This window comes from Cochleicola gelatinilyticus (assembly GCF_001637325.1).
Lineage (GTDB): Bacteria > Bacteroidota > Bacteroidia > Flavobacteriales > Flavobacteriaceae > Cochleicola > Cochleicola gelatinilyticus.
The window spans coordinates 75,834-88,368 of the sequence record NZ_LRXL01000053.1; the positions used below are offsets into that span (position 1 = coordinate 75,834).

Consider the following 12,535-nt stretch of genomic DNA (forward strand, 5'->3'; position numbering starts at 1 on the left):
TATTAATTAGCAACTTCACTAATAAACTTAATACGGTACAAACGAAGTTCTTCAATATCGTATTCTCCATCGAATTCTTCCATCGCAACTTCAATTTTATCGGTTTCTGCTTCTAAAAAATAGTCGTGAATCTCTTCTTGTTGATCTTCATCTAAAATGTCTTCCAACCAATAATCAATATTTAGCTTAGTACCACTGTAAACAATAGCTTCCATTTCTTTAATGAATTCTGGCATCTCTAACCCTTTTGCACTGGCAATATCGGTTAGAGGCAGTTTTCGGTCTACATTCTGAATAATATACAACTTTAAAGCACTGTTGCTTCCTGTAGATTTTACGACAAAATCATCGGGTCGTAAAATATCGTTTTCTTCCACATAGTTGGCAATAAGTGTAAGAAAGGAACCTCCATATTTTTTCGCTTTTCCTTCCCCAACTCCAAATACATTTGAAAGTTCTTCAAGCGTAACTGGATATTTTAAAGCCATATCTTCTAACGAAGGATCTTGAAAAATCACAAACGGAGGCAGGTTAAGTTTGTCGGCAACTTTTTTTCGTTCCGCTTTTAGCAATTTAAATAATTGATCATCTACCACATCTCCACTACCCTGCTCGGCAACAATTATATTATCATCGTTTGCATCTTTAAACGAGTGATCTTCGGTCATGAGAAAAGAGGTTGGATGTTTCACAAATTCTCTCCCGCGCTTCGTTAATTTTATAACACCATAACTTTCAATATCCTTTTTAAGATATCCTGCTACCAGTAATTGTCGCATTAGAGCCATCCAATACGCGGCATCATTATCAGATCCCGATCCGAAAAAAGGCTGGGTATCGGTACGGTGCGACTTGATCATCGCATTTACTTTTCCAACCAATACATTCACCACTTCTTTCGATTTATACTGTTCGTTGGTACGTTCTACAATTTGTAGTAATTTTTCAGCTTCATCTTTGGCTTCGTGTTTCTTTTTAGGATGACGCATATTATCATCCATATCGCCTCCTTCTCCAGTTTTGTTATCGAAATCTTCTCCGAAATAATGGAGAATAAATTTTCTTCGGGAGATAGAAGTTTCAGCAAAAGCAACGACTTCTTGAAGTAAGGCGTGGCCAATTTCCTGTTCAGCAACAGGTTTACCACTCATAAACTTCTCTAACTTTTCAATATCTTTATAGCTATAATAGGCAAGGCAATGCCCTTCACCTCCATCGCGACCCGCGCGACCCGTTTCTTGATAATAACTTTCTATACTCTTGGGGATGTCATTATGAATTACAAAACGCACGTCGGGTTTATCTATTCCCATCCCGAAGGCAATGGTTGCGACTACCACATCGGTATCTTCCATTAAAAACATGTCTTGATGTTTTACACGGGTTTTGGCATCTAGACCTGCATGATAGGGTACTGCTTTTACTCCATTTACTTGAAGCACCTGCGCCAATTCTTCAACACGTTTTCGACTCAAACAATAAATAATTCCGCTTTTTCCTTCGTGTTGCTTCACAAACCGAATGATATCTGCGTCCACATTTTTGGTCTTAGGTCTTATTTCATAATACAAGTTTGGACGATTAAAGGAAGCTTTAAATGTATTTGCATCTTGTATTGATAGATTTTTAAGAATATCTTCTTGAACCTTTGGTGTGGCCGTAGCAGTTAAACCAATTATGGGAATATTAGATCCAATGCGGTCTATGATACTTTTTAAATTTCGATATTCGGGTCTAAAATCGTGACCCCATTCGCTAATACAATGAGCTTCATCGATTGCTAAAAAAGAGATCTTCTGGGTTTGTAGAAAAGCAACATATTCTGCTTTTGTAAGAGATTCGGGAGCAACATATAATAGCTTAGTAATGCCATTATTAATATCACTCATTACTCTTTTTACTTCGGTTTTATTAAGGGACGAATTAAGTACGTGCGCAATTCCTTCTTCCGAAGAAAGCGCCCGTAAGGCATCCACTTGATTTTTCATTAAAGCAATTAGTGGAGATACAACAATTGCTGTACCTTCTTCTATAAGAGCTGGTAATTGGTAGCACAAAGATTTCCCTCCGCCGGTAGGCATAATTACGAAGGTATCTTTTCCGGCAAGAATACTTTTTATAACTTCTTCTTGAAGTCCTTTGAATTGGGTAAATCCAAAATATTTCTTGAGTGCTGCGTATATATCGATATCGGTCACGCTGCTTGGATTAATTTACTATTAAAAATTATAAGATACAATATACATTGTAAGAGTGATTGAACAATTGTAATTTTGCAACCTTTACGGCTTAACTGCATCTTAATATTATATAATTCGGGGTTAGTACGTTTTCCTCAATATTTAAATATACTAATTTCTGAAACAGTTACAAACATTCAAATGCTTAAAATTTTGAGTCAGAAACAACAAATTATCAAAGTAGCGAAAGAGACTATTGAAACAGAAGGGAATGCTATACTCAATTTAGCCAATCTTGTCGATGAAGAATTTGCCAATGCGGTCGAAACAATTTTCAATTCAGAAGGTAGGGTAATCGTTACAGGAATAGGAAAAAGCGCCAATATCGCTACAAAAATAGTTGCCACCTTAAACTCTACGGGTACACCAGCAATTTTTATGCATGCAGCCGATGCTATTCATGGAGACCTGGGAACTATTTTACACAACGATACCGTTATTTGTATTTCTAAAAGCGGAAACACTCCAGAAATTAAAGTATTGGTGCCGCTTATTAAAGCGATTGGAAATAAACTAATTGCTATTACTTCAAATCGAGAATCATTTCTAGGCCAACAAGCAGATTTTGTTATGCATGCCTATGCTGCAAAAGAAGCATGTCCCAATAATCTTGCCCCGACAACAAGTACTACTGCACAATTAGTTGTTGGAGATGCCTTAGCAATGTGTTTATTAAATCTTCGCGGATTTTCAAGCAATGATTTTGCGAAATTCCACCCAGGTGGTTCTCTTGGAAAAAAATTATACCTGCGGGTAAGTAATCTTACTTCACTCAATGAAAAACCACAAGTTCATCCCGATACCGATCTTAAAAATGTAATTGTAGAGATTTCTGAAAAAATGCTAGGCGTAACTGCCGTTGTAGAAAACGATGAAATTGTAGGCATTATTACCGATGGTGACTTACGTAGAATGCTTACTAAGGTTGAAAACTTCTCTGGACTTACCGCTAAAGACATTATGTCTAAAAACCCCAAGCGCATTAATAACGATGCAATGGCAATCGAAGCAATGGAATTAATGGACACCCATGGAATTACACAAATATTGGCAGAAGATCACGGTAAATACTGCGGTGTAGTACACATTCATAATCTTACTAAAGAAGGTATCATTTAACGATTTTCTAATGTATTTTTGCAGTCGCTTCTTTCAAAGGCGAAATTTATGGCGAAACGCTTGCAACAAACAAATTCAGAAAAAGAGATGTCTTTCCTCGACCATCTCGAAGACTTACGTTGGCACTTAATACGCGCAACGATTGCCGTTGTTATTGTTGCTACCGGTGCTTTTATTGCGAAAGAGTTTATTTTCGACGTGTTGCTTTTCGGACCTGCAAAAGGAACCTTCCCCACCTATAAAATTTTATGTGAAGCCGCGTCCTATCTCGGATTCGAAGATAGTTTCTGTTTCGACGAAATGCCTTTTCGTATTCAAAGTAGAACGATGGCAGGACAGTTTTCAGCACATATTTGGACCTCCATTACCGCAGGACTTATAATAGCATTCCCCTATGTTCTATACGAATTTTGGAAGTTTGTTAGCCCTGGTCTTATGCCCAACGAACGTAAAAACAGCCGGGGTTTTATTATCATCGCCTCTTTATTGTTCTTTATAGGAGTACTATTTGGCTATTATGTAGTTACTCCATTATCGATTAATTTTTTAGGAAGTTACCAAGTAAGTGAAACTATATTCAACGATTTCGATCTTAGTAGTTACATTTCTTTAGTACGTGCTTCGGTACTTGCTAGTGGACTAATATTCGAACTACCTATTGTCATGTACTTCTTAACGAAGGTGGGTCTTGTTACACCAGAAATCCTTCGAAAATATAGAAAATTTGCACTCGTTATTGTACTCATTATTTCAGCAATAATAACGCCGCCCGATATCGCCAGTCAGATCATCGTATCGGTTCCTGTAATAATTTTATACGAGATCAGCATTTTTATCTCTAAAGCGGTAATTCGCAATCAAAAAAGAAAACTTAAAAAAGAAAAAGCCAACAAATAGGCTTCCGAAAAAAAATGGCAAATAACAGCATAGAAGAATTTAATGCCTACCGTTCTAAAATGAACGAGAAACTTTTGGCAGACAATAACAAGATCGTAAAAAGAATCTTCAATTTAGACACCAATGCATTCACCGAAGGAGCGTTACCAAAGCGCACCAAAGAACTTATGGGACTAGGAAATAGCCTCGTACTTCGTTGTGATGACTGTGTTAGATATCACTTAGAAGAATGTTTTAAACTTAATGTAACCAAAGAAGAAGCTGTAGAAGCCATGAGTGTATCGCTACTTATTGGTGGAACCATTGTTATTCCCCATCTTAGAAGAGCTTACGAATACTGGGAAGCATTAGAAACTCAAGCACAGTAGTTTTTTACCGTGAAATTTATTGGTATTTTTAACGTTCCTCATATAAACCCACAACCATGAAGCTAAGAGCCGAAAATCTTATGAAGTCCTATAAAGGACGAAAAGTTGTTAAAGGCATCACCGTGGAAGTAAATCAAGGAGAAATCGTCGGACTGCTAGGTCCAAACGGTGCCGGAAAAACCACCTCTTTTTATATGATCGTGGGTCTAATTAAGCCCAACGGCGGACGAATTTTTCTTGAAGGAACTGAGATCACAAAATACCCCATGTACAAAAGAGCACAAAACGGTATTGGGTACCTCGCACAAGAAGCATCGGTATTTAGAAAACTAAGTGTTGAGGACAATATTTTAAGCGTACTACAACTCACCAAACTTTCAAAGAAAGAGCAACATTTAAAAATGGAATCGCTCATTGAAGAATTTGGACTGGGACATATTCGTACCAATCGGGGAGATCTCTTAAGTGGTGGGGAACGTCGTAGAACCGAAATTGCTCGAGCTTTAGCCACCGATCCTCACTTCATTCTGCTCGATGAACCCTTTGCCGGAGTCGATCCCGTTGCCGTAGAAGACATACAGCGAATCGTTGCACAGCTTAAGAACAAAAATATCGGAATCCTCATCACCGATCACAACGTACAGGAGACCCTCGCCATCACCGATCGTACCTATCTCATGTTCGAAGGAAGTATTCTAAAACACGGCGAACCCGAAGAACTTGCCGAAGACGAAATGGTTCGTAAAGTGTACTTGGGACAAAACTTCGAGTTGCGTAAAAAGAAACTTAATTTTTAGGGCGTTACCCTTCACAACTTTTAGAACAAAAAGTGCGAAGCGTCGGGCTTTCACTACTCGCTTTTACTTCCGCTATCGCTTCAATAAAGAGCTCAAACACACCGTTCAATCCCTAACGCAGGTTTATTTTAGCCTAAGCATTAATGAACAGCAAGCATTGAACATTCAGCATTGAAAATTGAGTATTTAAAAAGATATTCCTCAGCAACTTTGTAACTTATTCATAATTAACTTCAAACTTTCCTTACAACCTACCCGCGCACCCTTCTATCATCTCTTATAAAACCAATAAAAAAAGCTCCGAAAGACGAATCTTCCGAAGCTTTACTAAGCAGGCTTAAATTTTCTACTTGCTTTCTTTCAACGACTTCATATCGATTACAAAACGATACTTCACATCCGAACTTTTTACACGATCGAATGCCTTATTTATATCTTGCATGTCGATCATTTCAACATCACTTGTAATATTATGCTCGCCACAGAAATCAAGCATCTCTTGTGTTTCTTTAATTCCACCAATTAATGAACCAGCAACCTTTTTACGTTTCAGTACTAATCCGCCACCATGAATAGGGTCTAACGGTTCAATTGCTCCAACCAACACCATCGTGGCATCACGCTTCAGTAATTGGATATACGGATTCGTATCATGACCTACCGGTACCGTGTTCAGTAAAAAATCAAAAGAATTGGCATGTTTTTCCATTTCCTTATCATCTTTTGAAATTAAAACCTCATCGGCTCCTAATTTCTTGGCATCTTCACTTTTAGAAGGCGATGTGGTGATCATAACCGTATGTGCTCCTAATGCATGGGCAAATTTAATTCCCATATGTCCTAGCCCACCAAGACCGATCACTCCTACTTTATCTCCTTTTTTTACACCCCAATGTGCTAATGGAGACCACGTTGTAATCCCTGCACAAAGTAATGGGGCTGCACCCTTCGGATCAATATTTTCAGGAATTCGCAAGACAAATTTAGTATCAACAACAATTTTTTCAGAATACCCTCCAAAGGTATGTCCTCCAAGATGTTTGTCTTCTCCATTGTAAGTCATCGTATTTCCGTTCTCACAATATTGCTCCAAATCCTCTTTACAAGAATCGCAGGTCTGACAAGAATCTACCATACAACCAACACCTACAAGATCTCCTTTTTTATAATTGGTTACATTTTCTCCTACCGAAGTAACTCTACCTATAATTTCATGACCTGGAACTACAGGGTATTGAGAACCACCCCAATCGTTTTGTACAGTGTGAATATCGCTATGGCATACACCACAGTATTCTATATCTATTTCAACATCATCTTTAGTTACTGCTCTTCGTTTAATATCTAACGGCTTTAGATCTGCCGATTCTTTCGGGGCTGCATATGCTTTTACTTCGCTCATATAATTTTTTTTCTTTTTTTATTTGTATTGAATTACAAAAATATAACGAAAAACAGCCATTCAAGGCTATGCGCAACCAACTTTAGGTATAGATTAACACACTCTCTTAACCGAAGTTAATATTTAACGGTTATTAGACACTAATTAAAATGTTACACGTTTATTTTTCTGGTTTCCAAAACAATGAGAGAAGAATATACAATAGTATTATTACAGGTATTGCAATAAATTTTAAAACAACAATCAACACAATACAAAGCAACAGAAAGACGTAGCGAATGGCGTTGCTTTTAAAATCCCAAGTTTTAAATTTTAATGCGAACAGTGGTAATTCGGCATTTAATAATATACAGCTTATGAGGGTAAGACCTATTAAAAACCATTTATTTAAAAGGATACTCTCTATTAAGTCGGAGTGCTGAAACTGTAGAATTAGCGGAAGACTTAATATTAATAAGGTATTTGCAGGAGTTGGAAGTCCTATAAAACTACTGGTTTGTCGCGTATCTACATTAAATTTTGCCAAGCGATACCCAGATGCGACAGCTATAAGCAACCCGATTAATGGCAAATATTTAGAAAAACCTCGATTCCAACCATTCGGTGAAAAAGCTTCAGACAAATCGATGTAGCTTCCGAAGAAAGCTTCACTTAACAACTGCACCATAACAATAGCGGGTACCACGCCACTGGTAATCATATCTGCCAAGGAATCAAATTCTAATCCTACATTACTATGTGCGTTTAGCATTCGTGCTGCCAAACCATCAAAAAAATCGAAGAAAATTCCGAAGAAAACAAAAATAGCTGTCGTTACTAAATCGCCCGAAACAGCGAATAAAACAGCTACACAGCCACATAATAAATTAAGTGACGTAATAATATTTGGAATTTGTTTTATAATATTCATTTGAAGGTTTCCTAATGTATTTTGTAAAAATAGAAAACAATTTACGTCTAATGCTACGAATACACAATATGTCCAAAAATTTATAGTTTACTATTGTGTAAAATAGTAAGATATTTGCAGAAAAATCAGCGCTTGAAAAAGGAATTACTTGTTATTATATTGTTTGTTGCATTTGTAACACAGGCACAAACTACTAGAAAATATTCGAATGAATTTATGAATATTGGAGTAGATGCGGCTGCTTTCGGGATGGCGAATGCAGTGACAGCCTCGACTGCCGATGTAAATTCTGGCTATTGGAACCCTGCTGGTTTGGTACATCTCGAAGACAAGCAACTTTCTTTAATGCATGCCTCCTACTTTGCTAATATTGCAAATTACGATTATGCCGCGTTCGCTATGCCTCTCGATGATAGAAGTGCGATTGCATTATCGGTGATTCGATTTGGTGTAGATGATATTTTAAATACCACACAGCTTATTGATGATGAAGGGCAAATTAATTATGACCGCATTAGTTTGTTCTCTACGGCCGACTACGGAGTAACTTTTTCGTATGCAAGAAGCCTCCCGCTCGACGGATTAAATTTTGGTGTAAATGCAAAAGTGATTCGTCGTATTATTGGTGATTTTGCCTCTTCATGGGGTTTCGGACTGGATGCTGGGCTGCAATTTCAGAGGGGCGATTGGAAAATCGGACTTATGGCACGAGACATAACGACTACCTTCAACGCTTGGAGTATCGACGAAGATAAATTTGCCGAAATTTCACAAGCGGTAGAAGGACAAAATCAAGAATTGCCAGAAACTACCGAAATCACTATTCCAAAGTTACAGCTAGGAGTTTCCCGAAAATTCATCTTTCATTACGATTTTTCATTGCTCACGGAAATAGATCTTAATTTTCGTTTTGCAGAAACAAATGACATATTTTCTTCCGGATTTACAAGTTTCACTCCTTCTGGTGGGTTAGAATTTGGTTATATCGACTTAGTATTTGTTCGAGCGGGAGTTGGAAACTTTCAAAATGTAGAACAGCTCGACGGTACCGAATCTGTAGGATTTCAACCCAATATTGGAGTTGGATTTAAATACAAAGGAATTCAAGTGGATTATGCGCTAACCGATATCGGCGACCAGAGTGCGGCTTTGTACTCGAATGTCTTCTCTTTAAAGCTAGATTGGGATATTTTTAGATAGCGCTATTTATTCCTATAATATTTCAGCTATAAAGTCTTTACCTTTGCATCTCATTTTCATTTAAAGAAATGTGTTATATCCCAGTTATTAATCCTTTTATATTCTGAATTCGGTGATTCGTACTTCCATTCTCACGCTCGTTTTAATTTTATCTGCTTTTTCATCACAAGCACAGTACATACCTATTTCTGAAACTGCCGAGGTTTCTATTTTAACCATAGGTCCTGGCGATGCTTTATACGATAAATTTGGACATAGTGCATTTAGAATTAAAGATGAAATTCACCAATATGATATAGTATATAATTATGGTGTATACGATTTTAGCACCCCTAATTTTTACACCAAATTCGCCCGCGGAAAATTATTGTACCTGCTTGCTACAGAATCGTACGAACCTTTTTTAACACGCTATAAACGACAGGATCGCTGGGTAAAAGAACAGATTTTAAATTTAAACGAAACTGAAAAGGAAGCTGTATTTCGCTTTTTACAAGACAACGCAAAGCCCGAAAATAGAGCTTATAAATACGATTTCTTTTATGACAATTGTGCGACTAAAATTAGAGATGTATTACAAGAGGTTTTAGGTGATCGACTTACTTATTCTGAAACCATAAGTGAAGAACCCTATACGTTTAGAGATCTTATACAGCATAATTTGGCATGGAATTCTTGGGGAAGTTTGGGCATCGATATTGCATTAGGTGCTGTCATCGATAAAGAGGCAACTCCTATAGAATATCAATTTTTACCCGACTATGTTTTCAAAGCTTCAGAAAATGCGAAGTTGCAAAGAGGTCACACCAGCAAACCTTTAGTGAAAAACACTGCTACTCTTTACGAGTCAACACGAACCAAAGTATCTTCAAATTTTATTATGAGTCCGTTATTCATTTTCGGAATTATCGCCCTTGTAATTATTTATCTTACGGTAAGAGATTTCAGAAATAATAAACGTTCTCGATTTTTAGATGCGCTTATCTTTTTTGTAACAGGACTTGCGGGAGCACTATTATTATTTTTATGGTTTGGCACTGACCATACTGCAACTTATACCAATTATAATTTGCTTTGGGCATTTCCTTTGAGTCTCTTATTCTGTGTACTTATCGGAAAGGCAAAACCAAAAAGCTGGTTACAACGCTATGTCTTTTTTCTTATTTTATTGCTTGCACTAATGTTTTTCCATTGGTTTACTGGAGTACAGGTTTTCGCAAAAGCACTCATTCCTTTTTTAATTGCGCTTGTGGTGCGATATATTTATTTGGTAGGATATTTAAAACGAGAAAATAAAGAAGCAGTAAATAATGGATAAGCTTAAAATCTATAATTATTAAATACATATAAGATTCTCCTTTTATTGTATTACCTACACAGTATTCTTACTTACCTCCCTTTACTGTCCTCTAAAGAAAATAATGGTACTTAGTGTTTTAATTACGATACTAATATCTAAGAAGATGCTCCGGTGTTTAATATAATATAAATCGTATTGCAGCTTTTCGAGAGCGTCTTCTTGAGACACACCATATTTTGCATTTACTTGTGCCCAACCTGTAACACCAGGTTTTACTAAGTGACGCACTTCATAAAAAGGGATTTTTTCTGAAAGTTCTTTTACAAATATGGGGCGTTCGGGTCGAGGACCAATTACACTCATATCTCCTTTAATCACATTAACCAACTGTGGAATTTCATCGAATCGTGACTTTCGTAAAAATCGTCCGAATTTAGTTACTCGTGCGTCTCTTTTTAATGCAAATTGAGCCCCATCTTTTTCAGCATCGATGACCATGCTTCGAAGCTTATAGATTTTAAAATGTTGCCCGTTTTGTCCCACCCTTGTTTGGGTGTAGAAAATAGGTCCGCGATTACCCAATAAGTTTCCAAAAATTATAATCGGCGATAAAATTAGTCCTACTGTAAGTCCAATAACAGATAAGATAAGATCTAGGATGCGATGTAAAAAAAGGTACAATTTATTCTGATTGCTTCGACTAAATGGAAAATATCTGTAAAAATCTTTATCAACGTGCTGCACAGGAACTCGACGCGTGATATCCTCATACACCTGTGTATATTCGCGAATTGGAGTTCCTTGTTCTAATAACAAAATAAGTTGGTTGTATAAGGCAACAGTCATTCCATCACTTTGAGGGGTTGCTACTACTACCTCTGAAATAAATTCTTTTTGAACCGTTTTCGCTACATTTTCAACTTTGAATTCTTGAATATTTTGAAACAATCCTCTTTTAAAATTTGAAGAACCAGAATGTATAAAACCAACAACTTTATAATTTGGATCCGATTTTTGCAATGAAGCAATAATTGTTACTATCTCTTCGCCATTCCCAATTAATAGAACACGTTTAAAGAAACGAGGAGCAGATATAAGTACGATATAGGCATAGCGCCAAATAAACAGTGCAATGTTCATGGCAACAAAAAAGTAAACAATCTGTAGCCGGTTTTCGGGAAGTGTTGGTGTAAAAAATGGTGTTAGTAAATAAAAAAGAACTGTAAGAGAGGTAGTTAAAATAATATTTTGCACCACAGTTTCATACTTACTCGCCTTTTGAAGGTTATACAATTCGAAAATGGTTGCAAAAACAGTTAAGTATAGTGCCAACACGATAGACCAAACCCAATGCCTTGCATTAATTTTAAAATAATCGAAATCGAAAACTAAACCTACTAAATATAGAATTCCCAAAACAGCGGCGATATCTACAATTCGCAACAAAACTTTACGTTCTGAAATATCAAAATGAATACTAGACTTATGAGACATTAGTTGGGGGGTTATGATGCTAAAAGTAGTAATTATTTATTCGTTTAGAACTTTCATCCATTTTTGTTTTACATTTATCCAATCGAAATCCTCTACAATCTTTCTGGCATTAGTAGCAATTTGCATAGCATCTTCGGGATTGGTAGTTAAATGAGTAATGGCAGAAATCATAGCTTCTGTATTATCGGGAGGAACTAACAGTCCGTTAATCTTTGTTTGGATAAGAAATGGAATTCCTCCTACATTGGTAGAAATAACAGGAAGACCAAGTGCCATCGCTTCAATCACACTTACTGGCATGTTATCGTAAAAGGTGGTGTTTAAAAAAATGGTAGATTCTTTAGAGCGCGTTATCCACTCTTCCTTTGTTAATTTCCCAGTAAATATTACGGGAAGATTTTCTGCTTCAGCAAAGGCTTTGCATTTCATTAAGCTACCATCTTTTTCGGGACCTATCATACATAAACTGGCAGCTATCCCGTTTTCAACAAGTTGCTTTAAAACTTTTAATGCCAACATTGGGTTATATATTTCAGAAAATGAACGAACCCACAATAATTTAGGAGGATATGCTTTCCGAAGTAAAAAAGGATACTTTTCCAGTTCAATAGAGTTCGGTATAAATATCACATTGTTATAGCCTCTTTTTTGAAACATTTCCTTTAAAAAAAGAGATGGAGAGACGTTTATAGCCGCATTATTAAATAATTTATTGCTCAGCATTGGACTATTTTTTAAACGTTCCTGCAAGTTCCCTCCATGAAGAATTGGAATGTAAGGTATCTTGAAGATCCTACAAAGCTTAGCT

The 12,535-nt window shown here is 36.6% G+C and carries 11 protein-coding genes; 6 read left to right on the top strand and 5 right to left on the bottom strand.

All coding sequences use genetic code 11. The features are described from left to right. Nucleotides 1–2: 2 nt before the first annotated feature. A complete protein-coding gene (recQ, locus tag ULVI_RS14680; RefSeq protein WP_068593561.1) occupies nucleotides 3–2,198 on the bottom strand; it encodes a DNA helicase RecQ in 2,196 nt (731 codons plus the stop codon). Nucleotides 2,199–2,381: 183 nt separating this feature from the next. Here recQ and ULVI_RS14685 point away from each other — a divergent pair, with 183 nt between their 5' ends. From ULVI_RS14685 to lptB, 4 genes are read left to right on the top strand one after another with little or no spacing between them, the layout of a single operon-like run. Continuing rightward, a complete protein-coding gene (locus tag ULVI_RS14685; RefSeq protein WP_068593562.1) occupies nucleotides 2,382–3,359 on the top strand; it encodes a KpsF/GutQ family sugar-phosphate isomerase in 978 nt (325 codons plus the stop codon). A 48-nt stretch (nucleotides 3,360–3,407) separates the two neighbouring features. Next, on the top strand, nucleotides 3,408–4,256 hold the full coding sequence (gene tatC / locus ULVI_RS14690) for a twin-arginine translocase subunit TatC (RefSeq protein WP_068593563.1): 849 nt from the start codon (nucleotides 3,408–3,410) through the stop codon (nucleotides 4,254–4,256). A gap of 14 nt (nucleotides 4,257–4,270) precedes the next feature. Further along, the gene (locus ULVI_RS14695) at nucleotides 4,271–4,624 is read left to right on the top strand and encodes a carboxymuconolactone decarboxylase family protein (protein WP_068593564.1); all 354 of its coding nucleotides are present in this window, start codon (nucleotides 4,271–4,273) and stop codon (nucleotides 4,622–4,624) included. Nucleotides 4,625–4,680: 56 nt separating this feature from the next. Then, nucleotides 4,681–5,421, top strand: coding sequence for an LPS export ABC transporter ATP-binding protein (gene lptB / locus ULVI_RS14700; protein WP_068593565.1), 741 nt, complete (start codon nucleotides 4,681–4,683; stop codon nucleotides 5,419–5,421). 346 nt (nucleotides 5,422–5,767) lie between these two features. On the opposite strand, the gene ULVI_RS14705 is transcribed toward lptB, so the two are convergent. Both ULVI_RS14705 and ULVI_RS14710 read right to left on the bottom strand, forming a co-directional pair. Continuing rightward, a complete protein-coding gene (locus ULVI_RS14705; RefSeq protein ID WP_068593566.1) occupies nucleotides 5,768–6,823 on the bottom strand; it encodes an NAD(P)-dependent alcohol dehydrogenase in 1,056 nt (351 codons plus the stop codon). Nucleotides 6,824–6,983: 160 nt separating this feature from the next. Next, complete coding sequence (locus tag ULVI_RS14710) at nucleotides 6,984–7,733, bottom strand: CDP-alcohol phosphatidyltransferase family protein (RefSeq protein ID WP_068593567.1); 750 nt, start codon at nucleotides 7,731–7,733, stop codon at nucleotides 6,984–6,986. 132 nt (nucleotides 7,734–7,865) lie between these two features. Here ULVI_RS14710 and ULVI_RS14715 point away from each other — a divergent pair, with 132 nt between their 5' ends. Next, the gene (locus ULVI_RS14715; RefSeq protein WP_068593670.1) at nucleotides 7,866–8,933 is read left to right on the top strand and encodes a putative type IX sorting system protein PorV2; all 1,068 of its coding nucleotides are present in this window, start codon (nucleotides 7,866–7,868) and stop codon (nucleotides 8,931–8,933) included. A 112-nt stretch (nucleotides 8,934–9,045) separates the two neighbouring features. Further along, nucleotides 9,046–10,251 carry a lipoprotein N-acyltransferase Lnb domain-containing protein gene (locus tag ULVI_RS14720; protein WP_241781000.1) on the top strand — a complete coding sequence of 402 codons (1,206 nt, stop codon included), beginning with the start codon at nucleotides 9,046–9,048 and terminating at the stop codon, nucleotides 10,249–10,251. A gap of 81 nt (nucleotides 10,252–10,332) precedes the next feature. Here ULVI_RS14720 and ULVI_RS14725 read toward each other — a convergent pair whose 3' ends face one another. Continuing rightward, nucleotides 10,333–11,727, bottom strand: a complete 1,395-nt coding sequence (locus ULVI_RS14725) for a sugar transferase (protein WP_068593568.1) — start codon at nucleotides 11,725–11,727, stop codon at nucleotides 10,333–10,335. A gap of 36 nt (nucleotides 11,728–11,763) precedes the next feature. Further along, entirely contained in the window at nucleotides 11,764–12,450 is a 687-nt protein-coding gene (locus ULVI_RS14730) for a glycosyltransferase family 4 protein (RefSeq protein ID WP_317039847.1), read from the bottom strand. Nucleotides 12,451–12,535 lie beyond the last annotated feature (85 nt).